Here is a 25,386-nt window from a genome sequence, read left to right as displayed (position 1 = left end):
AACAGATTAATAGTGCAGCGATTAAGCAGAAAAAACAGCGCCTGAAGAGTGCGTTAGTGTTTTGTTCTGAGGTAAATCCTATTAGGATTTTTTCATACTTGCCTAAATGAATCATTAAATTACTGCCAGCGGAAAGCTCTGTTTATCCCATATTGATGTAGTGAATTTTATAAATATTTTTAATGTTTTAGCGTGATCATCCGACCACCGTCAGCCGCAGGCGGCAGGGGGCCGCGGGCGGTGGGGCACTGAAAAAGGGGGAATTGGGCCGCTTTAGGCTAGGATAAGGATGAAAACCGGCTTTTTCCTGCTGAATATCACGGCCGCAGGGCCGTTGCGGGGGGGAAATCCGTATACTGGGGCGTGCGGCGGCGGCCGCTGAGCCGGTTGTCCGGGCCGCCCTGGTTTTGGTAATGAATTTAACTGTTTGTTACCAACGCGGATCACGTATTACCATGAGGAACCGTGCCGGAGGGGTTGACCTCCGATGTGACGGCCAAAAAACATGATGAACAGGCAATGATGCCGCGTGAGACACTTCCGCGCCGGACGCAGTTCTCAACTCTTTCCAGCCACGGGCGCGCGCCGGTGGCCGATCCCAGTGTGTGACGGAGACGTATGTTGCGGGTCAGACGTTCGTTAACGATTAAGCAGATGGCAGCGGTATCCGGTGTAACGCTGGTAACGCTCTGCATCTTTATCACCATCCAGCTGTTTCACCTGGCGCAGCAGCGCCGGGAAGATTACGCCCAGCAAATGGAACAGGTTGCCCATTCCATCCGCCAGCCGCTGGCGGAGGCCGTGCTGAATGTTGACCTGCCGCAGGCACATGCGTTGCTGAATACCTTTAAGCCGCTCGGCATTGTGACGCGCGCCAACGTGGTGCTGCCGAATGATATCCAGGTGCTGCACGGCGATTTCCCGCCGGAACGGCCGGTGCCGGGCATTATCTCCAGCGTGTTTGACCTGCCGGTGCGCATCAGTGTGCCGCTCTATACGCTGGAACGGATGCCCGCCCACCCCAAACCGCTGGCCTACCTGGTGTTGCAGGCGGACTCCTGGCGGCTCTACCAGCAGATCCGCAGCATCATGATTACCCTGCTCGCCACCTATTTGCTGATGGCGCTGGTGCTCTCCGTGGCGGTGAGCTGGTGCATGAACCGGCTGATGGTGCACCCGTTGCGCCATATCGCGCGCGAGCTGGACGCACTGGAAGAGGGGCAGATCCTGCACCATCAGCTGAAGGTGTCGCCGCTGCATAAAGATGACGAGCTGGGGATGCTGGCGCGCCACTACAACCGGAACCAGCAGTTGCTGGCGCGGCGCTTTGGTGAAAACCCGCGCGAGTGGCCGCGCCACCCGGTGACGGCGCTGCCGAATGACTCCCTGTTTACCGAGCTGCTGGCGCAGTACCTGCGTTTCCAGCCGCGCCCGGCGCGCTTCAACCTGTTGCTGATCGATGTGGAGACGTTACAGGAAGCGGCCGGGGTGCTGAGCGAGGCCCAGCGCAACGCGATGTTGCAGACGGTGGTGGGCCGCATCTGCAGCGCGCTCTCTGACAATGATGAGCTGGGCCAGCCCGGCCCGCATGAGTTTATTGTGCTGGCGCGCGATGCCGAGCGGCCGTTCCAGGCGATGCGGCTGGCGCGTGAAGTGATGGCGGCGGTCAATGCGCCGTTGACCGAGGGTGAGCTGACGGTGCGCCCGGTCGCCAGTATCGGCATCGCCCATTATGCCGGTGACGGCAACCTGGGGGCAGAGGCGCTGATCCTGAATGCCCGCTCGGCGCTGGTGTCTGCCCACCATCAGGGCAAAAACCAGATCCTGTTCTTTGACCCGGAACTGACGCGCAAAACCCAGCAGCGGCTGACGCAGGAGAGCGATACGTTGCAGGCGCTGGAGCACAACGAATTCACCCTGTTCCTCCAGCCGCAGATTGACCTGAAAAATAACCGGATTGTCGGGGCCGAGGCGCTGTTGCGCCGCCGGATGCCGGACGGCAATTACAGCCTGGATGCGGAGTTCATCCCGTTTGCGGAAGAGATCGGCCTGATTGTGCCGCTGGGTTACTGGGTGCTGGAGCAGAGTTGCCGCATCCTGGCGGACTGGCAGCGCGACGGGATCACCATTCCGCTGTCGGTAAACCTGTCCGGGGTGCAGATTCAGCAGCGTAACTTCCTGCTGGAGCTGAAAACGCTGCTCAGCCGTTACCAGATCAAACCGGGGATGCTGGTGCTGGAGATTACCGAAACTGCCCGCATCGACGATCTTGACCGCGCGCTGAAGTTGCTCAGTGAATTGCACCATTCCGGCGTATCGGTGGCGCTGGATGATTTCGGCATGGGCTATTCGAGCCTCAATTACCTGAACCGCCTGCGCGGCCTGCCAATCAATATCATTAAAATTGACCGCAGCTTTATCAGCAGCCTGCCGGGCGATGACCTGATGGTACGGATTGTCAGCTCGATCGCCGGGGCCATGAACATCAGCATTATTGCGGAAGGGGTCGAAAACGCGGCCCAATACCAGTGGCTGAAAGACCACGATATTCCGATGGCGCAAGGGTACCTGTTTGCCCGGCCGATGCCGCGTAACGCGTTTGAAACGCTCCTGCGCCAGGGCTTGCCGCCGGCCGGCCTGCTGCCGGAGGAGACGGGCCGCTGACACCTTTTCAGGCCGGGCGTATTGCCCGGCCTGCTCCGCATTCATTCCCCTCATTTTTTCATTGAATCGATTCAGCTCATATTTTGTCATGAACATTTGTTGCAATGGGAGACAAGGCATTTCCAAGATGTTGTCTTGGTGTTACTTTCGCCCCTGCTGTCATGCCCGTTTGGATGGCGGGTAGCGGTCCTCTCCAGCACAGGATATCGATCATGAAAAAGTTGTTTAAGAGCCTCTATTTTCAGGTATTAACCGCGATCACCATTGGGGTGTTGCTCGGTCATTTCTATCCGGAGCTGGGGGCGCAGATGAAGCCGCTGGGTGACGGTTTCGTCAAACTGATTAAGATGATTATCGCCCCGGTGATTTTCTGTACCGTGGTGACCGGTATCGCCGGCATGGAAAGCATGAAGGCGGTCGGGCGGACCGGGGCCATTGCGCTGCTCTATTTTGAGGTGGTGAGTACGCTGGCGCTGATTATCGGGCTGGTGATTGTGAACGTGGTGGAGCCGGGTGTCGGCATGAACATCGACCCGGCCACGCTGGATGCCAAATCCGTGGCGATCTATGCCGAACAGGCGCAGCAGCAGGGCATCATCCCGTTCCTGCTGGACGTCATCCCTGCCAGCGTGATCGGCGCATTCGCCAGCGGCAATATTTTGCAGGTGCTGCTGTTTGCGGTGCTGTTCGGCTTTGCGCTGCACCGGCTGGGCGACAAAGGCCAGCTGATGTTCAATATGATTGAGAGCTTCTCGAAGGTCATTTTCGGCATCATCAATATGATCATGCGCCTGGCGCCGCTGGGGGCATTCGGGGCGATGGCCTTCACCATCGGCAAATATGGCGTCGGCTCACTGGTGCAGCTCGGCCAGCTAATCCTCTGCTTCTACCTGACCTGCGTGCTGTTCGTGATTGTGGTTCTGGGGCTGATTGCCCGCGTGACCGGCTTCAGCATTTTCCGCTTTATCAACTACATCAAAGAAGAACTGCTGATTGTGCTCGGCACCTCCTCGTCTGAGTCGGCACTGCCGCGGATGCTGGACAAAATGGAGCGGCTCGGGTGCCAGAAATCGGTGGTGGGGCTGGTTATCCCGACCGGGTACTCGTTCAACCTCGACGGCACCTCCATTTACCTGACGATGGCGGCAGTGTTTATCGCGCAGGCCACCAACTCGCACATGGACATCTGGCACCAGATAACCCTGCTGGTGGTGTTGCTGCTCTCTTCAAAAGGAGCCGCCGGGGTGACCGGCAGCGGCTTTATCGTGCTGGCAGCGACGCTCTCTGCCGTAGGCCACCTGCCGGTGACCGGGCTGGCGCTGATTCTGGGCATCGACCGCTTTATGTCTGAGGCGCGTGCGCTGACTAACCTGATTGGTAACGGCGTCGCTACCGTGGTGGTGGCAAAACGGGTTGGCCAGCTGAACGAAAAACAGCTGCACACCGTGTTACACGACAAAAAATCCACCCCCGGCGCGATCTCCTCTTCCTGATCGCGCCACTATCGCGGCATTAAGCCGCACTTGCACGCGGTTTGCTGCTAAAAGCCACCCTTTACTTGATGTAAGCGGTGGCTTTTCCTCATAATACCCCGCCGCCCCTGGCCCGCTGATGTTCAAATCGCCGCTTTTTTTCACTTTTCCGTGGTGACATCGGCAGGGGTTCGCTGTCAAACACGGGTTACCTCCCGTTTCCGCATGATTGACACGCACAGGGCAGAGCTGCGTTCCCGGAGTATGGAACGAACGAATTCTAATAGAAAAATCGGACTGTTATTTAAGTAGGGGTTCACATGCAGGGCACCAAAATTCGTCTTTTAGTTGGTGGGTTACTGCTGGTTGCCGCCGGCAGCAGCGTGCAGGCTGAAGCACTACAACCCGATCCTGCCTGGCAGCAGGGTAAGCTGGACAATGGGTTCACCTGGCAGCTGCTGGCCACGCCGCAGCGTCCCTCCGACCGTATTCAACTGCGCCTGATCGTACGCGCCGGTTCGCTGGTGGAAAGCGCGCAACAAACCGGTTTTGCCCATCTGTTGCCGCACCTGGCACTGATCCGCAGCCAGAGTTTCAGCGCCCCCCAGCTTCAATCTTTGTGGCAGCAGGCGATCGACAACGACCGGCCGTTGCCGCCGGCCATCTCGTCGTATGACTACACCATGTATAACCTGAGCCTGCCCAACAACCGCCCGGAGCTGTTGAAAGAGGCGCTGGCGTGGCTGTCTGACGCCAGCGGCGCGCTGGTCACCGACGCCCCGACCGTGCAGGCGGCGGTGGACGCCTTCCAGGACCCGATCGGCACCCAGCCGGCAGACGCACAAGACCCATGGTGGCGCTACCGCATGAAAGGCTCCACGCTGCTGGCGCATGATCCCGGCCAGCGGCCTGACCGGCCGGTCAATATTGACGAGCTGAACAAATTCTACCGCCAGTGGTACACACCGGACGCCATGACCCTTTATGTGGTCGGCAATGTGGACAGCCGCAGCATCGGCGAGCAAATCACCAAAACCTTCGGCGGGCTGAAAGGCAAACGCGAGACACCGCCGGTGATGCCGACCCTGTCGCCGCTGCCGTCACAGGCGGTCACGCTGATCAACGAGAGCTTATCGCAGGATCGGTTGTCACTGGTCTGGGATGCGCCGTGGCAACCGATCCGCGATTCCCAGGCCCTCAGCCGTTACTGGCGCAGCGATCTGGCGCGTGAAGCGCTGTTTATGCACCTGCAACAGCAACTGAACGGCAAGGCCAAGGCGATGAACCTCGGCTTTGACTGCCAGGTGCAGTACCAGCGCAGCCAGTGCGCCATCCGCATGGAAACCCCGAACGCCGCGCTGCTGCCGGACTTTACCGCGCTGGTCACTGCGCTGGCTAAAGTGCGGGATAACGGCCTGACGCAGCAGGAGTTTGATGCGCTGATGGCGCAGAAGAACGAGCAACTCAGCAAGCTGTTCGCCACCTATGCCCGCACCAGCACCGATGTGCTGATTACCCAGCGCCTGCGTTCGCAGGAAAATGGGGTGGTGGACATCGCGCCGGAGCTGTACCAGAAATTGCGCCAGGAATTTTTAACTTCGCTCAGCCTGCCGTTGCTGAACCAGGAGCTGAAGCAGCAACTGTCGGTTGACCCGGCGCTGGTGCTGATGCAGCCGAAAGGCGAAGCGGAGATGAGCGTGCAGGCGTTGCAGGATGCCTATAACAGCGTGATGCTGCCGGCCCCGGCGGTGGTGCCGTCGGTGGAAGAGGCGAAAGCCGACGCTGCGGCGACTGTCACGCCGTAACCCGCCACGGTGGGGCCATCAAAAAAACGTGCCGGCATTTGCCGGCACGTCTGTTTCTGCGGTACGCAACGGGCAGCGCAGCCGGCGGTCAGCGCGGCATGGCTTCCAGCGGGATGATGGCGCCCCGGTGGCGGATGACGGTGCTGGCGGTCAGGTGGCCGCGCTCAGCCGCGGCCACCACATCCCCGCCGGTCAGCCGCACGGCCAGATACCCGGCGCTGAAGGAGTCCCCGGCGGCGGTGGTGTCGACCACCTCCTCTTTCGCCAGTTTCACCGCCGCCACTTCATGCAGTGTGCCCTGCTCATCAGACACCAGGCAGGCGTCTGCCCCGCGTTTGATCACTATTTCCGTCACACCCAGCGCGCGGGTGCGGGCGATCACCGCCTCAACCGGCTGTTCGCCCCACAGCGCATCCTCATCATCCAGCGTCAGGAACGCGATGTCGGTGCAGGCGAGCATCGCCTGATACGCCTGCTGCGTCTCTTCCCGCTGTTGCCACAGGCGCGGGCGGTAGTTGTTGTCAAAAATCACTTTGCCGCCGTGGGCGCGGCAGTCACGCAACAGCGCCATTAACCGTTCGCGCCGTTCCGGCGTCAGGATCGCCAGGCTGATGCCGCTCAGGTAGAGATAGTCATAGTGCGCCAGTTGCTCACAGAGCGCGTCAGCCTGCGGGCCGTCCAGCCAGAAGCGGGCGGCGGCGTCATTGCGCCAGTAATAGAAGGTGCGTTCGCCCTGGGCATCGGTCTCGATGAAATAGAGGCCGGGCAATTTGTTCTCCAGCCGCTGCACCAGGGAAGTCTTGACCTTTTCACGCTGCCAGGCGGCCAGCATCTCCTGACTGAACGTGTCGGTGCCGAGCGCGGTGACGTAGTGCACGCCCAGCTGGGTGTCCGGCACCTGGCGGGCAAGGTAGACGGCGGTGTTCAGCGTATCGCCGCCAAAACCGCGGCTGAGATCCGCGCCTTTTTGCGACAGTTCGATCATGCATTCGCCGATAACGGCAATTTTCTGGCTTGTCATGGTGGCTGGCCTGCTTAAGGAGTGAAAAGGGGGTTTCCGGTAGTCTTAACCGAAGGCGAAGGTGAGTCAACAGTAATAAAACAACGTTTTAAAATTATTGGCAGAGATCGCGCTTTTGGCGTCATCAGGGATTTCAGCAGCTTAGCGCATACGCCGTGAGAGGGCCGCGAACCCTGCGCCAAAGCGGCTTCCGGAGGTAAAGTTTTAGGCGCAGAAGCCGATAGTAAGTAGGCGTATAAAACACGGCGCAGGGCAGGTGATCGGCGGTGGCATCCCGCTGCTGCACCCGGCATACGATGTCGGCTTTCCCTCAACCACCACGAACATGGCAACAGCAACGATGATAACCAAGATGATGTCTGGTCTGTTCACGCCATCATTCTCTGTGATTGATCGCGCGAAAGAACAGAGTTTCTGGCGGCAATGCCAGCGGACCTACAAATTTCAGCCCATTTACCTGACCAGCGGCCATATGCTGGGTCTGGAGCTGCTGACCGCCGTGTCACATCCTTCAAACCCTGGGAAATTCCTCTCGCCGGAACGTTATTTCGCCGCCATCAGCGTGACGCGGCGGCTGCTGATTATTCAGGAACAGCTTCAGCTGTTGGAACAGTGGCGGCCCGAACTCGAGCCGAGCGGGCTATTGGCCTCTATCAATGTGGACGGCCAGTCCCTGGAGGCGTTGCAGCAGCAACCGGCCCTGTGCGCCCGCATTGCGGCGATGCCGTTTGTCCGTTTCGAACTGGTTGAGCAGGCAGAAATGGCGTTGACCCGGCCACTGGGCCAGATTGCCCAGTCAGACCGTTTATGGCTGGATGATTTCGGCAACGGTCTCGCCAATTTCTGCTCGTTCACTGCCTGGAAGTATGAATACATTAAAGTGGCGCGGGAGCTGTTTATCCTGCTGCGCCAGAGCGAAGAAGGTTCCCGGCTGTTCTTTACGCTGGTGACGCTGCTGAACCGCTACAGTAAAGGCGTGATCATTGAAGGGGTCGAAACCGCCGAAGAGTGGGCGATGGTGTGCGAGTCTGACGCCCATGCTGCCCAGGGCTACTATATGTCCCGCCCGCAAGTCTTTGACCGTGACGCCGGCCTGCCGCTGTTTTTCTCCGGCTGACATACCGGGTTACACTCCCGGCTTTCCTTGTAAACCCAGTTACCTTCTGCCCTGACCGCCTCTTTTCCTCGTTTGCCACGGGTACCGCACAGGCAAGACCGGCCAATTTAAACTATTGTTAAGCTGACGAAACTGTTAATTCTCTGTCAGGTATAACTCATGTCGCGAACAGGAAAAATCATAAGCTGGGTCGTGGGCGTCCTGGTGGTCGTGCTGATCGCCCTGGTGGTGTTCATCATGACCTTTGACTGGAACCGCCTGAAACCTACCATCAATGAAAAAGTCTCCACCGAGCTGAACCGGCCTTTTGCCATTCGCGGCAACCTGGGGGTGGACTGGTCACGCCAGAAAGAGGAGCGCGGCTGGCGTTCATGGGTGCCGTGGCCGCATATCCATGCGGAAGATATCGTGCTCGGTAACCCGGAGGGCATCCCGGACACTAAAGATCTCGGCAACAATATGGTGATGCTGCAACGGGCGGATGCCACCCTGGCCCCGCTGGCGCTGCTGGGCAAAACCGTGAGCATTCCGCATATCCGCCTGACCAAACCGGACGCCGCCCTGCAACGGCTGGCGGACGGCAAGAACAACTGGACGTTTAACCTCGCCAGCAGCCAGAACCCCGATCCCAACCCGCAACCGTCCGCCTGGTCGGTCAACATCGGTGATATCGCCTTTGATCGCGGCCAGATCGATTACAAAGATGCCATTGCCAAAGCCGATGTGCGCGCTGTGATTGACCCGCTAGGCAAACCGCTGCCGTATGCGGAAATTTCCGGGCAGAAAAAAGACGAGGGCGCGAAACAGAAAGCCGACACCACGCCGCCGGACTTTATGTTCGGCTGGAAAGTGAGCGGCCGCTACAACGGCCAGCCGCTCTCCGGCAGCGGGAAAATCGGTGGCCTGCTGGCGTTGCAGGATGCCCGCACCCCGTTCCCGGTGCAGGCGGATGTGCGCTCCGGCAATACGCGGGTAGCGGTGTCCGGCACCTTAACCGACCCGACCAACCTCGGCGCGCTGGATCTGCGCCTGAAACTTTCCGGTGAAACGCTCTCTGACCTCTATGGCCTGACCGGCGTGCTGCTGCCGCAATCCCCGCCGTATGAAACCGACGGACGCCTCTCTGCGGCGTTGAAAGAAAAGGGCGGCGCCGTCTACCGTTACCGTGATTTCAACGGGAAAATCGGCGACAGCGACATCCACGGTTCGCTGGTGTACCGCGCCAGCGAACCGCGGCCGAAACTCACCGGCGATGTGGTGTCGAAACAGCTGCGCTTTGCTGACCTCGCGCCGCTGATTGGGGCGGATTCCAACAAAGATAAGGCGAAACGCGGCGAAACCACCCGTCAGCCATCGGATAAAGTGCTGCCGGTCGAGAAATTCGATACCAAAAGCTGGGACGTCATGGATGCGGATGTGAAATTCGCGGCCAGACGCATCGAGCACGGCAAATCCCTGCCGCTGAACGATTTGAGCACCCATCTGAAACTCACCAACGGCGTGCTGCTGCTCGACCCGCTGCGCTTCGGCGTGGCCGGCGGTAACCTGAACTCCACAGTCCGGCTTGAGGGCAATAAAAACCCGATGCCGGGGCGGGTGGATATGCACGCGCGCGGCCTGCAACTCAAACAACTGTTCCCGAACGTGGAAGCGATGCGCAGCAGCCTGGGCCAGCTGAACGGCGATGCCTCCTTTACCGGCACCGGGAATTCCGTCTCTGCACTGCTCGGCAGCAGTAACGGCCAGTTGCAGCTGTTGATTAACGACGGCGTGATCAGCCGTAACCTGATGGAGATTGCCGGGCTGAACGTGGGGAATTACGTGGTCGGCAAACTGTTCGGGGATGATGAAGTGGCGATCAACTGTGCCGCCGCAGACATCAACATCCGGGACGGGGTCGCGGCACCGCGGCTGTTTGTGTTCGACACAGAGAACGCCATCATCAACATCAGCGGCACCACCAACTTCGCCAATGAGCGGATGGATCTTTCGATAAATCCGGACAGTAAAGGGCTGCGCATCATCACCCTGCGCTCACCGCTCTATGTGCGCGGCACCTTCAAAGACCCGGATGCCGGGGTGAAAGCAGGGCCGCTTATCGCCCGCGGTGCGGCTGCGGTGGCGCTCGGTGCTGTGGTCGGCCCCGCTGCCTCGCTGCTGGCGCTGATCTCCCCCAGTGAAGGGGAAGAGAACCAGTGCGGCCCGCTGTTGCAGAAAATGAAAGCCGGTAAATAAGCCACGACGGCAATAAAAAAACCGCTCCCAAAAGGAGCGGTTTTTGTTTTAGCGTTACCTGGGCTGGAACAGGTTCAGCTGAAGCTGAACGTTGGAGACGTTAATCTGCCAACTTTCCTCCGCAGCCGTCTGCATCACCAGCGCAACGAACAGCGTAATAAACACTTTACGCGTAGTTTTCATTGCCGAATCCCTGACAGGCGATCCGCTATTTCTGCAAACCCACCGGGAAGCCTCCAGAAAAACAAGCAGCGTGGTACTGCCTGTGATTCACGGAAGGAGGTTATCCGTTACCCAAACCCGGTGACCCGCTGCTAAACGGGCGGAACGGCCCCGGCAAGAGTCTACAGGGTTTGGTGCTGATAATAAGCCTTTCACATTTAATCTGTTATTAATCAAAACTTTACTCTTAGTTAATCGTCAAGTAAAAACGGGTTTTCTGCCCTTTTTTCTACAAAGAGCGTGACGGAGAGAAAGCAGAGAGATATCATTGTTGAGCGTGGTACTGCTTGTGTTTTTTTTCAAAGCACCCCTGCCTGCGTAGCCTGCTAACTGCGTAGGCAGACAAAAAAACCGCTGAAAGGCGGTTTTTTTGTGTCTGTTATCTGCCCGGTGGTACACCGGCGTTCTCCAGCAACCGGCACTCATGGTCCTGCAACGTTTCGGCCGAGGCCAGGTTCAGTGACAGCAGGTCACGTTCAATCGCCAGCAGCAGGAAATCCCCGCTTTTCGCCCTGACCATCGCCAGCCCGTAATGGCCCATTTTTTCTTTTGCCCCCGGTACGCCCTCGGCCAGCAGGCGGAAAGCGCCCTCATGCGCGAATTCCTCCGGTGTGACCCGCCGTGCCAGCCAGGGCCGGCCGTCCAGCGTCAGCGGCTGCCAGCGCGGCGTAATGCGGCGGTCAGCCGCCTGAAGCTGTTGCTGCACTGCCGGGCGCAGACAGGAAAGATGGATATGCAGCTGGTTCTGCGTCCGCCCCCATTCAGAGTTAATCGCCAGGGAAATCACGCTGTCATCAATCGGCCGGCCGTAGCGCCGGGCCATCACGCCGCGCGCCTGCCAGGCCTGCATAAAGAAGTTCGGCGTTTTCGCCGCCAGCAATTCAGGGCTTTCGATGCCGGTTGTCTTCGCGGCAGGCATCAGCAGGTATTGCAGCGGGCCGTTCTGGTCTTTCAGCACCACATAACCGGCGGCCGGGTTCGCCAGCGCACAGGGCGAAGCCTGCCCGGTACGTTGCAGGTTGGGCAGACACTGTTCACTGACAATTTTCCACAGGGCGTCCGGATGGGCCGGGCGCAGCCAGAGGTACGCCCCCGCCGCCAGCAGGCACAGGGCAATACACAGAACACTCCATACACGATAACCGCGGATTCGGGGCATACAAGGGATTCCGGTAACAGGTTGAAAAGAGAGCATACGCGGGGGGTATGACGAAAGAAAGGCGGGACGCAAACAGAAAAAAGCCGGTGCAGGGCACCGGCTGGGGGAGAGGGTAAGGCTTACAGCGCCTGGTGACGGGTCTCTTTCATCAGCAGCAGCGCAATCAGCGTCAGGGACGCCATCGCCGCCAGATAGAAACCGACATAAGCGAGGCCGTAGTGGGTCGCCAGCCAGGTGGCGATGTACGGTGCCACCGAGGCCCCGAGGATCGACGCCACGTTATAGGAGAACGACGCACCGGTATAGCGCACTTCCGTTGGGAACAGCTCCGGCAGCAGCGCACCCATCGGGCCGAACGTCAGCCCCATGATGCTCAGGCCGAGCAGCAGGAAGCCCATCACTAAGACCTGATTACCGGACCCCAGCAGGCTCGGGAACACAAAGGCGAAGGCGATCATCAGCAGGGTAATCGCAATCATGGTTTTGCGGCGGCCGAAGGCATCCGCCAGCAGCCCGGCGATAGGCACCATGATGCCGAAACCAATCACCGCCACCATCAGCATCCACAGGAAGCTGTTGCGCGAGTAACCCAGCCCCAGTGGCTGTGCAGTGGTGCCGTAGGTCATGGAATAGACCGTCATCAGGTAGAACAGCGTATAGGTCGCCAGCATGATGAAGGTGCCGAGAATGGTTGCCTTCATATGTTTGCTCAGCAGCGTGCCGAGCGGAATTTTTACCTGTTTGCCCGCTTTCGCCACCTTGGCGAACACCGGCGTTTCGTGCAGTGACACGCGCACATACAGGCCGATCAGCACCAGCGCCGAAGAGAGGATGAACGGCACACGCCAGCCCCATGACATAAATTGCTCATCGGTGAGCAGCCAGGAGAGCAGCAGGAAGGTGCCGTTGGCAAAGAAGAAGCCGATCGGCGCGCCCAGTTGCGGGAAGGAGCCATACAGCGCCCGCTTTTTCGCCGGGGCGTTTTCGGTGGCCAGCAGCGCCGCGCCGCCCCACTCACCGCCCAGGCCGAGGCCCTGACCGAAACGCGCCAGCGCCAGCAACATTGGGGCAAATACGCCGATGGTGGCGTAGCCCGGCAGCAGGCCAATCAGGACGGTCGAAATCCCCATTGTCAGCAGCGACGCCACCAGGGTGACTTTCCGGCCGACGCGATCGCCGAAGTGGCCGAACAGGGCGGAACCGATAGGCCGGGCGACAAAGGCGATGGCAAACGTTGCCAGGGATTGCAGCGTGGCGGCGGTCGGGTCGCCCTGCGGGAAGAAGATGTGCGGGAACACGATCACGGCCGCAGTGGCGTAGATGTAGAAATCAAAAAACTCGATGGCGGTACCAATAAGGGAAGCAACGATCACTTTGCCGCGTGAGTTGGTCGGTGTGGCCTGTTGCTCAGAATCGATGGGCGGTGCGATGGTGGCTTGCATAAATGTATCTTATTTAGGATTTATGTAAAAAATCATCTTAAGCACAGCAAAGCGCCATTTCAACGCTGTAAAAAGCGCCGGAATCCGGGTGTTGGGGCAAAAAAGAATATTCTTTCTGAGATAACCGGTTTAGCACTTCATAAGTTTGCAGTATGGATAAATCACAGCGGAAGACACCAGAAACCAGTGAAAGAAAATTTTCAGGGTAGTGAGATATGCTGGTTTTAGCTGTGTGCCACTGCAAAGTTCAGCATTTATGAGAGGTTTTTGATAAACAGATTGGAATATCATGCCAGGCATCAGGCGGTGCCTGGCATGATAGGGAAGTTTACGGTGCTTTTGTCGGCGGCGGTGTACCAATCGGTTGGTCGCCTTTATACCTGGCGGTGGCGATCCAGGCGGCGCAAAACAGCGTCAGGCGGGCGAAATAGTAGAAGAACGCCATCAGGCCGATAACCGAACCGAACGCCGCGCCGGAGGCGGATTTCGCCAGGCTCGGCAGCGTCAGGGTCATGATCATCTTAATCACCTCGAAACCCACGGCGGCGATCAGCGTGCCGCGGAACAGCGCCTTTTTACGCGGCTTGTGGCGCGGCAGCATCCAGAAGATCCACAGGAACAGCAGATAGTTCGCCATAATCGAGATGCTCAGGGCGATGATGGTCATCGCCGGGCGTAACCACTCCACATGCGACAGCCCCAGCGCCTCAACAATCGTCTCCTGCGCCGACCCGGCCACCGACGTCAGGGAGAGCGTCAGGATCAACGCCACCACCAACCCAATCAGCGAGATAAAATCACGCAGGTAGCGCAGGTAAATCTTCTCTTTATCCTGCGGGTTACGTTCCCAGACTTCACGCGACTGCGCCAGAATCGCCTCACGCAAATTGCCCATCCAGCTGATGCCGGAGTAGAGCGCCAGCAGCAAACCGGTCAGGCCCACCGCGGTGCGCTGCTGAACCGCAGTGTTCACCGTGTTTTTCAGCGTGGCGGCCAGCGACGGATCGCTGATGCTGTTCACAATCTTGCCAATCAGCTCGGTAAGCAGATCGGGGTGCGAGGCCAGCACAAACCCCACGGCGGCGAATGACACCATCAGAATCGGGATCAGCGACAGGAAGGAAAAATAGGTGATCGCGGCACCAAACTGGCTGCCCAGCCGGTCATTAAAACGTTCAACGGCCCGCAGCACATGGGCGACCGGCGCCCACGCCTGAAAGCGGGCCACCAGCCGGGAAAAACGGCTGATCTGGTGGTCAATGTCGGCGTTGCCGGTTTTGACATTGATCAGCGGTTTTTCCGCCGACAGGTTAGCGGTGGCGTGCTCCGTGATGGTCGGGTGGTCGCTGCGCTGCGCCACGCGATGCAATTCAGAATCTTTCGGCATTACGTACAGTGTCCTTTGTGAAAACGTCAGGGCTTGGGGCTAATTATAGCCGAGGCCACCCGGCTTTCCGGTTTACCCCTGAAGAGTCAGCCGGATAGCGTAAAGGAAACGGCAAAAAACCGGCAATTGCGTAAAGAATGGTCATTTTTTCCCCGGCACGCAGATGCCCGGATAGGATGTGCTACGGTGTGATGGCCATTCCGGTGCCATACACCCTTTACCGGCCGCTTTTTGGCGGCCAACAGTTTACGAGTCAACAACAGGAACCTGCTGATGAAACTGCTCCCGACCCTGGTACCGGTGCTGGCGGCGCTGCCGTTTGCCGCACTGGCTGCCCCGGCCACCTATGACGCTGAACTCTCTGGTTTTACCTACCCCCATCCGGTGGAACATTTCTCCTTTACCTCACAGGGCCAGCCGTTGCAGATGGCCTACATGGACGTCAAACCGGCAAAGCCGAACGGCAAAACCGTGATGCTGATGCATGGGAAAAATTTCTGTGGGGCGACCTGGGAGCAGACCATTACCACCCTGAGTGACGCCGGTTACCGCGTGGTCGTGCCGGACCAGATCGGCTTTTGCAAATCCTCCAAACCACAACATTACCAGTTCAGCTTCCAGCAACTGGCCGCCAACACCCACGCGCTGCTGGAGAAACTGGACGTGCAGCACCTGACGGTGATGGGCCATTCCATGGGCGGGATGCTCTCCACCCGTTATGCGCTGATGTACCCGCAGCAGGTTGAACAACTGGTGCTGGTGAACCCGATCGGCCTGGAAGACTGGAAAGCGCTCGGTGTCCCTTACCAGGGCATTGATGCCGCCTATCAGGGCGAGCTGAAAACGAATGCCGATTCCATCCGCGCCTACCAGCGCAGCACCTATTATGCCGGCCAGTGGAAACCGGAGTATGACCGCTGGGTCAACATGCTGGCGGGCATGTATGCCGGGCCGGACAAGCAGAAAGTCGCGTGGGATCAGGCACTCACCACTGACATGGTCTTCACCCAGCCGGTGGTGTATGAGTTCCCGCACCTGAAAATGCCGACGCTGCTGCTGATTGGCGGCAAAGATAATACCGCGATCGGCAAGGCGCAGGCACCGGCTGACCTCAAGCCCAAACTGGGGCGCTATGAGGAGCTGGGCAAACGTACCGCCGCCGCCATTCCGCAGGCGACGCTGGTGGAATTCCCGGCGCTCGGCCACTCACCGCAGATCCAGGACCCGGCCGCGTTCCATCAGGCGCTGATGGGCTGGCTCGCCGCGCCGCATAACGGCAGTTAAGCCGCCGTTGCCCCACTTCCCCCCCCAAAGCCGTTGCGCCTGCGCAGCGGCTTTTTTAAACAAATTGCGCAACGCATCAACACCCTCGCCATAAACCCACACAAAATTTGTTGACAAATTTTAAAGTTTAAAATCCTTTTTAGCCGGGCTAACAACGATGTTATATTGATAACGAAAAGTTGAATTTTTCATATTTCTTGACCAGATATGTTAATTTATTGTTAAATTCAACCTTCAACCGGTTGTGGGAATAAAGGATGCAACGCCGCGATGCACACATTGCTGACGTTGTACGACTCAGCATGTTTTATTTTCATGAAGTTATTGTTTTTCAAGGATGCAGAGACGGGTTATGAACAAACTACGTGCCAATGCGCTTTGCTTGAATACGGTAATGTCTGTTACGCAAGCGGCAGCAGAGGAAAAGCCGGTCGTCGATGTGGTACTGATCGGCGGCGGCATCATGAGCGCGACGCTCGGCACCTATTTACAGGCGCTGGAGCCGGACTGGACGATCCACATGGTGGAGCGCCTCTCTTCCGTCGCGGACGAAAGCTCCAACGGCTGGAACAATGCCGGCACCGGCCATGCCGCACTGGCTGAAATGAACTACACGCCGGAGAAGCCGGACGGCTCCATCGACATCAGCAAAGCGGTGGCGATTAACGAATCGTTCCAGATTTCGCGCCAGTTCTGGGCGCATCAGGTGCAGCGTAACGTCATGCACTCGCCGCGATCCTTTATCAACAGCGTCCCGCACATGAGCTTTGTCTGGGGCGAAGACAACATCAACTTCCTGCGCAAACGCCATGCGGCCCTGCAACAGAGCACCCTGTTCCGCGGCATGGAGTACTCCGAAGACCCGGCGCAAATCCGTGACTGGATCCCGGCGGTGATGGACGGGCGCGACCCGCAGCAGAAAGTGGCGGCGACCCGCATCCCGATCGGCACTGATGTTAACTTCGGTGAAGTGACCCGCCAGCTGGTGACCTCCCTGCATAACAGCCCGAACTTTGTGCACCAGACCGGCCATGAAGTGCGTGACATCAAGCGCAACAGCGACAAAACCTGGACGGTGACCATCGCCGACCTGCAAAACGGCGGCCGCGAGCGTCGCGTGCGCACCCGGTTCATCTTTATCGGGGCGGGCGGTGCCTCCCTGACACTGTTGCAGAAATCCGGGATTCCGGAAGCGCGTAACTACGGCGGTTTCCCGGTGGGCGGGGAATTCCTGGTCACTGAGAACCCGGAAGTGGTCAAACGCCATATGGCGAAAGTCTACGGCAAGGCGACCGTCGGCGCGCCGCCGATGTCGGTGCCGCACCTGGATACCCGCGTGCTGGACGGCAAACGCGTGCTGCTGTTCGGGCCGTTCGCCACCTTCTCCAGCAAGTTCCTGAAAAACGGCTCGCTGTGGGATCTGTTCGGCAGCCTGCGCCCCGGCAATATCATGCCGATGGCGCACGTCGGGCTGGATAACTTCAACCTGGTGAAATACCTGATTGGGCAGTTGATGCTCAGCGAGGACGACCGTCACCGTGCGTTGCAGGAGTATTTCCCGGAGGCCCGCAAAGAGGACTGGAAACTCTGGGTGGCCGGCCAGCGCGTGCAGATCATCGAAAAAGATGAGAAGAAGGGCGGCGTACTGCGCCTCGGCACCGAAGTGGTGACCTCGCGTGACGGCACCATCGCCGCGCTGCTGGGTGCCTCACCGGGTGCCTCCACCGCCGCGCCGATTATGCTGGAGCTGATGGAGCGGGTATTCAAAGAGAAAGTCGCCTCGCCGGCCTGGCAGGCGAAGCTCAAAGAGATCATCCCTTCTTATGGCCAGTCATTGAACGGCAACCCGGCCCTGGCGGAACAGGTGCTGGAAGAGACCAGCCGCGTCCTGCAACTGGAGAGCCTGCCGCAACCGGCCCCGGCCAGTGCGCCGGCCGGCACCCCCGTGCACGGCCTTACCCACGCCGAAGCCGCACTCTGAGTGCCGCTGAAAAAAAGCCCGCGTAATGCGGGCTTTTTTATGCCTGAGGCTGCCGGTCAGCCTGCCGGTGTGATGCGTTGGCCATCAGCACCGATGACCGGTTCGCCATCCTCTTTGCTGAACGCGCCCTGCTGGGCGTCGGGCAGCAGATCCAGCACCTTTTCTGACGGGCGGCAGAGCGCCGTGCCGCGTGGCGTGACCACAATCGGCCGGTTAATCAGAATCGGGTGTGCGACCATCAGCGCGATCAGCTGTTCATCGCTGTGCGTTGCCTGCTCCAGCCCCAACTGCTCGTAGGGGGCGGTATTTTTCCGCAACAGGTCGCGCGCCGGGATGCCCATCGCGGCGATCAGCGCCGTGAGTTGCGCCATTGTCGGCGGCGTCTCCAGATAGTGAATAATCTGGGGTTCTACGCCGCTGTTACGGATAATTGCCAGCGTATTGCGCGAGGTGCCGCACTCCGGGTTGTGGTAAATCGTGATTTCAGTCATCGCAAACACCTTCTTATTACCGTTAAACGGGCCGGGCTGTCCGTGTGTCCGGCCGTATCATATAGTTCGGGCATTATTTTCCTGAAGCGAAAATTCATGGGGTCAATACGCCTCAGAATAATGTTAAAAACGGCGGCGTCGTTTCTTTCAATAATTGCGAGGCCAGGCTCAAATTTTTAACCTGAATAACGTGACGGTGCATTGGCTTTTTACCGGGTGAGCAAGCAGGCGTACTCTTTTCTCCGGTTTTCTATCAGAGATAAACAGAGGATGTGATTCATGATGTTTGCCTATATGTGGTTAAAAGATGAAAACGGGGAGCCGGTTCCGGGGTCAGTAAAAGAGGCGGGTAAAGAAGGGAGCTGTGAAATCCTCGGGATGGATTATGACATAGGGATTTCAGCCAACCACGATGTGCAGCCGCCTGTGCTGACCCGGCGGCGCGGGCCGGTGCATGTTGAGAAGCCGCTGGACAGGGCTACACCCTGGCTTCAGGAAGCGATTGATACCGGGCGTAAGCTCGGGGAAATCAAAATAATGTGTTACCGCAACGAGAAAGCGCGCCAGGAAGACCAGCCCTTCTCCATGACGTTTACTGGGGTGCAGCTCACCTCCATTTTCGTGAATATCGGCCCCGGCTTTGAGAACGGCACGCCGCCGCACTCCATGCTGGAAACGCTGGGTTTCCGTTACGACGCCTTTATCTGGAAAGATGAGCAGGGTGACGTGGTGTATGAAGACCCGGGCGATGAAAACCCGGGTGAAGCAGCATAATAAAAAAACGCCGGGTATCCGGCGTTTTCAGCAAAAACAGAGGCAGGGTGCCGGTCTGTGAGTATCAGAACGACATGGTCACACCGGCATAATAGGCGCGGCCCGGTTCGTTATAGGTTGAGGCACCCTCATTTTCACGGTAGATCTGTTTATCAAACAGGTTGCTGATTCCCGCATTCAGGCGCAGGTTCTTCACCAGTTCGTAATTTGCCCCGATGCCGACCACCGAATACGCGCCCACTTCCCGGTCAGACATCGCCCCGGCTTCGTTACGGATTTCCGCATAATCACGCGGTTTCTGCCGGCCATACATCGTCCAGGTCAGGTTGGTGGAGAGCTTCTCCGTGACCTGCCAGTCCAGCATGGTGTTGATGGTGTATTCCGGAATAACTGACAGCGGGTTGCCGGTCTCTTTGTCTTCCGAGGTGATCATATAGGTGGCGTTGGTGCGCCAGTCGAGTTTTTCACGGATAACCGGTACCGTCAGGTTGGCTTCCAGCCCTTCGACCAGCGCTTTGCCGCCATTTTCCCAACGCAGGATGTTATAGCCGTTGGAGGCGTAACCGATGAGGTCCGTCCCCGAGACAATTTTGTTTTTGTAATCATTGCGGAAATAGGTGATGCCCGCCTCATAGCCACTGCGGCTGAACTGCAGCCCAATCTCTTTGTTGATGCTGACTTCCGGGTCGAGGTCATCATTGCCCAGCAAATAGCAGCTGCCGGACGCGATGCCGATCGGGCAACCGTTGCCGCGCGTAGAGAGCAGATAGCCTTCGCTGGACTGGTAAAGGTTAGGCGCTTTGAAGACCCGCGCAATCCCGGCTTTGAGTTTGAAATCCTCGCCCAGATCCTGTGACACGTTCAGGCTGGGGCTGAAATTGCCGCCGAATTTGCTGTGGTAGTCGAACCGGAGCCCTGGGATTATCACGGTGCCGGGGATGGCCTCGATATTGTCTTCAACATAGAGGGCGCTCAGCTCGGCGCTGTTTTTGCTGCTGCGGCCGGACGGATCGCCTGATATGCCGTTGATGGCTACGCCCGCGGCGTTGGTGGCGCTCATCGACGCCGGATCGTCAAGCTCCTCGCGGTTCCACTCCGCGCCGACCGTCAGTGTCTGGTCAACCCACAGATTCAGCGGAATATTCAGCTCACCGCTGGTGCGATAGTTCTCCAGCCGGCTGGTGTCATAGGCGTCACTGTTGATCATCCCTTCTACCCGGCCGGTCGAGCCTTCCTGCATACGGGTATTGTTGGTTTTTTCGTAATACACGCCGAATTTGGACTGGCCCCAGTCCCAGATGCCGTTATGGGTGATGCCGTAGTTCTGGCGGTAGAGCCGGTTAGTTTCGTCCCCATACAGCGTTGACACCAACCCATTTGGGCTGACGTTGCCGTTACTGTATTGGGTGTCCCCGGCATAGATGTTGCCCTGGCGGCTGTAGCCGTAATTGAAATCCACAATCTGCGTCGGTGTGATTTTCCAGGAGAGCAGGGCGTTGATGTCTTTATTGCGTACGCCTTCGTGCCCGGCGGCGTAGGAGCCGTTTTGCGCCGTGTTGATATCAGCCGCATCGGCATCGGTTTTATTCAGGTTGCCGTACAGCCGCATGGTCAGCGCATCTCCCGCCAGCGGGCCGTTCAGGCTGAAGTTGGTGCGTTTGGTGGCACCCTCTTTGTCGTTTTCCGGCTGGTTGGTGTAAAACGACAGGGAGCCGTGCCAGTCATTGGTCGGGCGTTTGGTGATGATGTTCACCACGCCGCCTGCCGCGCCGGAGCCGTAGCGGGCCGCTGCCGGGCCGCGCAGCACTTCAATGCGTTCGACCATTTCCGGCGGCACCCAGTTGCTGTCGCCCCGGGTGTCACGCTCGCCGCGCCAGCTGTAGCGCACGGAATTGCGCGAAGTCACCGGCACGCCGTCGATCAGGATTAATGTGTTTTCCGGCCCCATGCCGCGGATGTCGATCTGCCGGTTGTTGCCGCGGCTGCCGGTGGCGCTGTTGCCGGTGAGATTCACACCGGGCATTTTGCGGATGATGTCGGAGAGATCGTTCACCGGCGGGGTTTTCTCAATATCTTTGGCGGTAATGATTGAGACGCCGGGCTGCTGTTTCAGCTCCTCGGCTGCCGTGGCCTGCACCGTCATCACTTCGCCATCGTCCCCGGAGAGCGCAGGCGTTGCGCCTGCTGCATAACCACTTCCGCTAATCAGCCCCGCCAGCATCACCGCACAAGGCCGGAGACGGTAAGATTTTGTGGTATTCATTAAGAAAAGCCCCTGTTTTTTATATGAATTTGTAACTAAATGCATATGGTAATGATAATCATTTTTATTTAAATAGCGAATCGTTAACTTTCATAATTTCTTCACAATTTATCCAGTACCCGGCAAACCGGTCAGATACGCTGCTTTTTTGTACGTTATCGGCCATAAGTGATTCATAAACAAACCTAATTCTGGTGGGCAGTCAGCAAGTGCAGCAGAAAAAAAGGGCTGGGGAGGGGGCCAAAAACCAAACTGTTCATCCTGGCCCTCAATCAGGTATCATCCGGCTCGACAAATAAGAATAGTAATGATTACTATTTGCAATCAGTGGTTACTTAGCGACATCAGGAGATGAAATGCGTTTACGTGCAGCTTTGTTTGCGTCATTGATGACGGCCTCCCTCGCCCTGACCGGGTGCGATGACTCTTCTGCCGGGGCCGACACCGCCCCAACCCTGAAAGTGGATCATGCACAGGGCAGTACGCAGGTGCCGCTGAACCCGAAAAAGGTGATCATCCTTAACCCCGCCACGCTGGACAACGCTGACGCGCTGAAAATCCCGGTGGCCGGGGTGCCGCAAACCAGCACGCATCTGCCGTCCTATCTGGCGAAATACCGCGGCAGTGAGTACCTGAATGCCGGCACGCTGTTCGAGCCGGATTATGAAGCGCTCAGCAACGCCAAACCTGATCTCATCATCGCCGGTGGCCGCGCGCACGATGCCTATGACAAGCTCAGCGAAATCGCCCCCACCGTCGCGCTGGACGTTGACCCGCAACACTTTATGCAGAGCCTGGCGCAGCGCACCGAGCAACTGGCCGCCATCTTCGGCAAACAGGCCGACGCCAAAACCCTGCTGACGAACTTCACCGCCCAGGCAGAAAAAATTAAGCAAAAGTCCGCCCATGCCGGATCGGCGATGATCCTGATGATCAGCGGCGGGAAGATGTCCGCCTACAGCGCCGGGTCACGCTTTGGCTTTATCTTTGATGAGTTGGGTTTCACCCCGGCTGCCACCTTCCCGCAGGCCGGTAAACACGGCAACGTGGTGTCGTCAGAGTTTATCCTCAACGCCAACCCCGATTGGTTGTTTGTGCTGGATCGCGATAACGCGATTGGCCGCGCCGAAGGGCAATCTGCGCAGCAGGTTCTGGATAACCCATTGATTGAGAAGACCAACGCCTGGAAAAACCAGCGGGTGATCTACCTGGATTCTGCCTCCCTCTATATCGCCGGCGGCATCCAGAGCTATACCCAGCTGATGGACAAGGTCAGCGCGGCACTGGACAGTGCGGCCGTGCAGTAACCCACCATGAAGCTCCTTACCTTAACCGGCCTGGCGATGCTGCTGGGCCTGATGGCCTGCAGCCTGTTTATCGGGGCGGGGCAGGTGACACCGGCAGGGTTCTGGTCTGACCCGGCCATGCGCGACATCTTCCTGCTCAGCCGGGTGCCGCGCACGCTGGCGCTGCTGCTGGCCGGCAGCGCCATGAGCGTGGCCGGGCTGATTATGCAGATGCTGACCCAGAACCGCTTTGTTGAGCCTTCCATCGCCGGGACGACCCAGTCCGCCGGGCTGGGGCTGCTGCTGGTGATGGTGGTCAGCCCCGGCGCGCCGGTGATGGTGAAAATGCTGGTGGCGACCCTGTTTGCGCTGGGCGGCACGCTGTTGTTTATTCTGTTGCTGGGACGAATGAAGATGAAATCGCCGCTGATGGTGCCGCTGACCGGCATCATGCTTGGGGCGGTGTTCAGCGCGGTTACCACGTTTCTGGCAATGGAATTTGACCTGTTACAGTCGCTTGGCGGCTGGGAATCCGGGGATTTTTCCGGCGTGTTGCAGGGGCGTTATGAACTGCTGTGGGTCGTCGGCGCGTTGACGCTTATCGCCTGCCTGATCGCGGACCGCTTTACCGTGGCCGGGATGGGGCGCGAGTTCTCAGTGAATGTCGGGCTGAATTATCAGCGGGTGATGCTGGCAGGGATGGCGATCATTGCGGTCATCAGCGGCGTGGTGGTGGTGGTGATCGGCGTGCTGCCGTTCCTCGGGCTGATTGTGCCCAACATCGTCAGCATGATGATGGGCGACAACCTGCGCCGCACCCTGCCGTGGGTCTGCTTCGCCGGCGGCGGGCTGGTACTGCTGTGCGACATCATCGGCCGCCTGCTGATCGCGCCGTTTGAGATCCCGGTGAGTGTGATCCTCGGGGTTATCGGGGCGGCGGTATTTTTGGCCCTCATCATAAGGAACCCGCGCCATGCACGTTAAAGAGTGCAGCCGGCACGCCGAAAAACCCCAGGCACGGCAGCCGCTGAGCCGGCCGGCGAAACGCCTGCTGCTGCTCGCCGCGCTGGCCGGGTGTGCCGTCACCGGGTTTATGACCCTCGGCCTCGGCGGCAATATCGGCTACATCCTGACGCACCGCGGGCTGGTGCTGGCGACCATGCTGCTGGTGGCATTTGCCTCCGGTACGGCGACGCTGCTGTTCCAGACCGTGACCGGCAACCGCATCCTGACGCCCTCCATCATGGGGCTGGAAGCGCTGTTTATCCTGATCCAGACCCTGCTGATTTTTCTGATTGATGCCAACGGCCTGGCGCATCTGGGCGTCAGCGGGAAATTCCTCTGTGACACGTTGCTGCTGCTGGTGTTCTCGCTGTTCCTTTACCGCTGGCTGCTGGCCGGGGCAGGCATCGACCTGCACCGCGTGCTGCTGGTGGGGCTGGTGTGCGGCACCCTGTTCCGCAGCCTCTCCGGGCTGCTGCAACGCCTGCTCTCGCCGGGGGATTTCGCCATTTTGCAGGGGCGCATTTTTGCCACCTTTACCCGTGCCGCGCCGGAAATCATCGCGCTGGCTGCCGGGCTTTGCGCCCTGGTGGCGCTGATGGTCTGGCGGATGCGCCACCAGTTGGATGTGATCGCCCTCGGGCGGGAAACTGCCATCAATCTGGGCATCGCCTATCAGAAACAGATCACGCTGATCCTGCTGCTGGTGTCGCTGCTGGTGGCGGTGTCAACCGCGCTGGTGGGGCCGCTGACGTTTCTTGGGCTGTTGGTGGCTAACCTCGCCTATCAGCTCATCGGCTCCGCGCGGCACCGCCACCTGTTACCGGGCGTGTTTCTGATTGGCGCGGTTACGCTGGTGGGCGGCCAGGTGATTCTGGAACGCCTGCTGAACATGGCGGGCACGCTGTCGGTGGTGATTGAGTTCATCGGCGGCGCGCTGTTTATCATTCTGTTGATCAAAAAGGCGGCCGTGTGATTGAGATAAAGAACATCAGTAAGCAGTACCACCAGACGCCGGTATTGCAGGCGATTGCCGAAACCATCCCGGCCGGGGGCGTGACGTCCATCATCGGCCCCAACGGGGCGGGAAAATCGACCCTGCTGTCGGTGATTGGCCGCCTGCTCACGCCGGATGCCGGGCAGGTGCTGGTGGGCGGGCTGGATGTGGCGCGCACGCCCGGCAAACAGATGGCGACACGGCTGTCAGTGCTGCGGCAGGAGAACCACTTCACCAGCCGCCTCACAGTGTACGATCTGGTCGGCTTCGGCCGCTACCCCTACACGCAGGGGCGGCTCAACGACGAAGATCGTCAGCATATCCAGATTGCGCTGGCGTTCCTTGACCTGGTGCCGCTCCAGGATCGTTACCTCGACGAGCTCTCCGGCGGCCAGCGGCAGCGGGCGTATGTGGCGATGGTGCTTTGCCAGAACACCGACTATGTGCTGCTGGATGAGCCGCTCAACAACCTGGACATGAAGCACGCGGTGTCGATGATGAAGCAACTGCGGCGTGCGGCGGATGAGCTGCATAAAACCATTATTCTGGTGATCCACGACATCAATTTCGCTGCCGCCTACTCAGACCACATCATCGCGATGAAAGCAGGCCGGGTGGTCTGCCGCGGCGGGCCGGATGCCATCATGCGCCCGGAGGTGCTGGAGGCCATTTTTGACACCGAGGTCAGCATCGAACAGGTGCGCGGCCGCCCGGTTGCCATCTATTACCGCTGATTGCCCTGGTACAGATAACAAAAAAGGCCGGAATTCTCCGGCCTTTTTTA

Annotated in this window: 19 protein-coding genes; 12 read left to right on the top strand and 7 right to left on the bottom strand. The window is 58.9% G+C overall.

Translation table 11 applies throughout. The annotated features are described in order from the left end of the window. Nucleotides 1-621: 621 nt before the first annotated feature. The 3 genes from hmsP to CYR52_RS00770 all read left to right on the top strand — a co-directional run bounded on the left by hmsP (nt 622) and on the right by CYR52_RS00770 (nt 5,941). The gene (gene hmsP, locus CYR52_RS00780; protein ID WP_101827837.1) at nt 622-2,664 is read left to right on the top strand and encodes a biofilm formation regulator HmsP; all 2,043 of its coding nucleotides are present in this window, start codon (nt 622-624) and stop codon (nt 2,662-2,664) included. A gap of 209 nt (nt 2,665-2,873) precedes the next feature. Further along, nucleotides 2,874-4,157 carry a dicarboxylate/amino acid:cation symporter gene (locus tag CYR52_RS00775; protein ID WP_072927902.1) on the top strand — a complete coding sequence of 428 codons (1,284 nt, stop codon included), beginning with the start codon at nt 2,874-2,876 and terminating at the stop codon, nt 4,155-4,157. Between the two features lie 299 nt (nt 4,158-4,456). Beyond that, entirely contained in the window at nt 4,457-5,941 is a 1,485-nt protein-coding gene (locus CYR52_RS00770) for a M16 family metallopeptidase (RefSeq protein WP_072927654.1), read from the top strand. An 88-nt stretch (nt 5,942-6,029) separates the two neighbouring features. Here CYR52_RS00770 and kdgK read toward each other — a convergent pair whose 3' ends face one another. After that, nucleotides 6,030-6,962: a 2-dehydro-3-deoxygluconokinase gene (kdgK, locus tag CYR52_RS00765; RefSeq protein WP_101827778.1), complete on the bottom strand. Its 933-nt coding sequence runs from the start codon at nt 6,960-6,962 to the stop codon at nt 6,030-6,032. Between the two features lie 325 nt (nt 6,963-7,287). On the opposite strand from kdgK, the gene pdeH reads away from it, so the two are divergent. Together pdeH and CYR52_RS00755 are read left to right on the top strand one after the other, a co-directional pair. Beyond that, nucleotides 7,288-8,079 carry a cyclic-guanylate-specific phosphodiesterase gene (gene pdeH, locus CYR52_RS00760; protein ID WP_165699060.1) on the top strand — a complete coding sequence of 264 codons (792 nt, stop codon included), beginning with the start codon at nt 7,288-7,290 and terminating at the stop codon, nt 8,077-8,079. A gap of 159 nt (nt 8,080-8,238) precedes the next feature. Next, the gene (locus CYR52_RS00755) at nt 8,239-10,314 is read left to right on the top strand and encodes an AsmA family protein (protein WP_101827777.1); all 2,076 of its coding nucleotides are present in this window, start codon (nt 8,239-8,241) and stop codon (nt 10,312-10,314) included. Nucleotides 10,315-10,368: 54 nt separating this feature from the next. On the opposite strand, the gene CYR52_RS22980 is transcribed toward CYR52_RS00755, so the two are convergent. The 4 genes from CYR52_RS22980 to yhjD all read right to left on the bottom strand — a co-directional run bounded on the left by CYR52_RS22980 (nt 10,369) and on the right by yhjD (nt 14,524). Continuing rightward, a complete protein-coding gene (locus CYR52_RS22980) occupies nt 10,369-10,497 on the bottom strand; it encodes a hypothetical protein (protein WP_277622360.1) in 129 nt (42 codons plus the stop codon). Nucleotides 10,498-10,915: 418 nt separating this feature from the next. After that, nucleotides 10,916-11,695 carry a CDP-diacylglycerol diphosphatase gene (locus tag CYR52_RS00750; protein ID WP_101827776.1) on the bottom strand — a complete coding sequence of 260 codons (780 nt, stop codon included), beginning with the start codon at nt 11,693-11,695 and terminating at the stop codon, nt 10,916-10,918. A gap of 119 nt (nt 11,696-11,814) precedes the next feature. Further along, complete coding sequence (locus CYR52_RS00745) at nt 11,815-13,137, bottom strand: MFS transporter (RefSeq protein WP_072927647.1); 1,323 nt, start codon at nt 13,135-13,137, stop codon at nt 11,815-11,817. Nucleotides 13,138-13,465: 328 nt separating this feature from the next. Then, nucleotides 13,466-14,524: an inner membrane protein YhjD gene (yhjD, locus tag CYR52_RS00740; RefSeq protein ID WP_079205189.1), complete on the bottom strand. Its 1,059-nt coding sequence runs from the start codon at nt 14,522-14,524 to the stop codon at nt 13,466-13,468. Between the two features lie 273 nt (nt 14,525-14,797). Between yhjD and CYR52_RS00735 the strand changes: the two genes are divergently transcribed. Next, the gene (locus tag CYR52_RS00735; RefSeq protein WP_072927645.1) at nt 14,798-15,808 is read left to right on the top strand and encodes an alpha/beta fold hydrolase; all 1,011 of its coding nucleotides are present in this window, start codon (nt 14,798-14,800) and stop codon (nt 15,806-15,808) included. A gap of 352 nt (nt 15,809-16,160) precedes the next feature. Continuing rightward, nucleotides 16,161-17,789, top strand: coding sequence for a malate dehydrogenase (quinone) (gene mqo, locus CYR52_RS00730; protein WP_072927638.1), 1,629 nt, complete (start codon nt 16,161-16,163; stop codon nt 17,787-17,789). 56 nt (nt 17,790-17,845) lie between these two features. On the opposite strand, the gene arsC is transcribed toward mqo, so the two are convergent. Beyond that, nucleotides 17,846-18,280, bottom strand: a complete 435-nt coding sequence (gene arsC, locus CYR52_RS00725) for an arsenate reductase (glutaredoxin) (protein ID WP_101827775.1) — start codon at nt 18,278-18,280, stop codon at nt 17,846-17,848. 279 nt (nt 18,281-18,559) lie between these two features. Here arsC and tssD point away from each other — a divergent pair, with 279 nt between their 5' ends. Beyond that, the gene (tssD, locus tag CYR52_RS00720; RefSeq protein ID WP_101827774.1) at nt 18,560-19,054 is read left to right on the top strand and encodes a type VI secretion system tube protein TssD; all 495 of its coding nucleotides are present in this window, start codon (nt 18,560-18,562) and stop codon (nt 19,052-19,054) included. Nucleotides 19,055-19,118: 64 nt separating this feature from the next. On the opposite strand, the gene CYR52_RS00715 is transcribed toward tssD, so the two are convergent. Continuing rightward, nucleotides 19,119-21,317, bottom strand: coding sequence for a TonB-dependent siderophore receptor (locus CYR52_RS00715; protein ID WP_165699058.1), 2,199 nt, complete (start codon nt 21,315-21,317; stop codon nt 19,119-19,121). A gap of 356 nt (nt 21,318-21,673) precedes the next feature. Here CYR52_RS00715 and CYR52_RS00710 point away from each other — a divergent pair, with 356 nt between their 5' ends. Genes CYR52_RS00710 through CYR52_RS00695 form a run of 4 tightly spaced genes read left to right on the top strand, consistent with a single transcriptional unit; the run spans nt 21,674 to nt 25,336 of the window. Next, nucleotides 21,674-22,624: a siderophore ABC transporter substrate-binding protein gene (locus tag CYR52_RS00710; RefSeq protein WP_072927631.1), complete on the top strand. Its 951-nt coding sequence runs from the start codon at nt 21,674-21,676 to the stop codon at nt 22,622-22,624. A 6-nt stretch (nt 22,625-22,630) separates the two neighbouring features. Further along, on the top strand, nt 22,631-23,587 hold the full coding sequence (locus CYR52_RS00705) for an ABC transporter permease (protein ID WP_072927629.1): 957 nt from the start codon (nt 22,631-22,633) through the stop codon (nt 23,585-23,587). Then, the gene (locus CYR52_RS00700; RefSeq protein WP_101827773.1) at nt 23,577-24,581 is read left to right on the top strand and encodes an iron chelate uptake ABC transporter family permease subunit; all 1,005 of its coding nucleotides are present in this window, start codon (nt 23,577-23,579) and stop codon (nt 24,579-24,581) included. Before CYR52_RS00705 ends, CYR52_RS00700 begins: the two co-directional genes overlap by 11 nt. Continuing rightward, nucleotides 24,578-25,336: an iron ABC transporter ATP-binding protein gene (locus CYR52_RS00695; RefSeq protein ID WP_101827772.1), complete on the top strand. Its 759-nt coding sequence runs from the start codon at nt 24,578-24,580 to the stop codon at nt 25,334-25,336. The genes CYR52_RS00700 and CYR52_RS00695 overlap by 4 nt, the downstream gene beginning before the upstream one ends. Nucleotides 25,337-25,386 lie beyond the last annotated feature (50 nt).

It is taken from the genome of Chimaeribacter arupi (genome assembly GCF_002858805.1).
In the GTDB taxonomy this organism is placed as follows: domain Bacteria; phylum Pseudomonadota; class Gammaproteobacteria; order Enterobacterales; family Enterobacteriaceae; genus Chimaeribacter; species Chimaeribacter arupi.
This window is presented reverse-complemented; position numbering and strand designations above follow the sequence as displayed.

Excerpts from the sequence above, each read along its gene's own strand:
- CYR52_RS00770 (WP_072927654.1), top strand. The coding sequence starts at position 4,457 with ATGCAGGGCACCAAAATTCGTCTTTTAGTTGGTGGGTTACTGCTGGTT.
- kdgK (WP_101827778.1), bottom strand. The coding sequence starts at position 6,962 with ATGACAAGCCAGAAAATTGCCGTTATCGGCGAATGCATGATCGAACTG.
- pdeH (WP_165699060.1), top strand. The coding sequence starts at position 7,288 with ATGGCAACAGCAACGATGATAACCAAGATGATGTCTGGTCTGTTCACG.
- CYR52_RS00755 (WP_101827777.1), top strand. The coding sequence starts at position 8,239 with ATGTCGCGAACAGGAAAAATCATAAGCTGGGTCGTGGGCGTCCTGGTG.
- CYR52_RS22980 (WP_277622360.1), bottom strand. The coding sequence starts at position 10,497 with ATGAAAACTACGCGTAAAGTGTTTATTACGCTGTTCGTTGCGCTGGTG.
- CYR52_RS00750 (WP_101827776.1), bottom strand. The coding sequence starts at position 11,695 with ATGCCCCGAATCCGCGGTTATCGTGTATGGAGTGTTCTGTGTATTGCC.
- CYR52_RS00745 (WP_072927647.1), bottom strand. The coding sequence starts at position 13,137 with ATGCAAGCCACCATCGCACCGCCCATCGATTCTGAGCAACAGGCCACA.
- yhjD (WP_079205189.1), bottom strand. The coding sequence starts at position 14,524 with ATGCCGAAAGATTCTGAATTGCATCGCGTGGCGCAGCGCAGCGACCAC.
- CYR52_RS00735 (WP_072927645.1), top strand. The coding sequence starts at position 14,798 with ATGAAACTGCTCCCGACCCTGGTACCGGTGCTGGCGGCGCTGCCGTTT.
- mqo (WP_072927638.1), top strand. The coding sequence starts at position 16,161 with ATGAACAAACTACGTGCCAATGCGCTTTGCTTGAATACGGTAATGTCT.
- arsC (WP_101827775.1), bottom strand. The coding sequence starts at position 18,280 with ATGACTGAAATCACGATTTACCACAACCCGGAGTGCGGCACCTCGCGC.
- tssD (WP_101827774.1), top strand. The coding sequence starts at position 18,560 with ATGATGTTTGCCTATATGTGGTTAAAAGATGAAAACGGGGAGCCGGTT.
- CYR52_RS00715 (WP_165699058.1), bottom strand. The coding sequence starts at position 21,317 with ATGAATACCACAAAATCTTACCGTCTCCGGCCTTGTGCGGTGATGCTG.
- CYR52_RS00710 (WP_072927631.1), top strand. The coding sequence starts at position 21,674 with ATGCGTTTACGTGCAGCTTTGTTTGCGTCATTGATGACGGCCTCCCTC.
- CYR52_RS00705 (WP_072927629.1), top strand. The coding sequence starts at position 22,631 with ATGAAGCTCCTTACCTTAACCGGCCTGGCGATGCTGCTGGGCCTGATG.
- CYR52_RS00700 (WP_101827773.1), top strand. The coding sequence starts at position 23,577 with ATGCACGTTAAAGAGTGCAGCCGGCACGCCGAAAAACCCCAGGCACGG.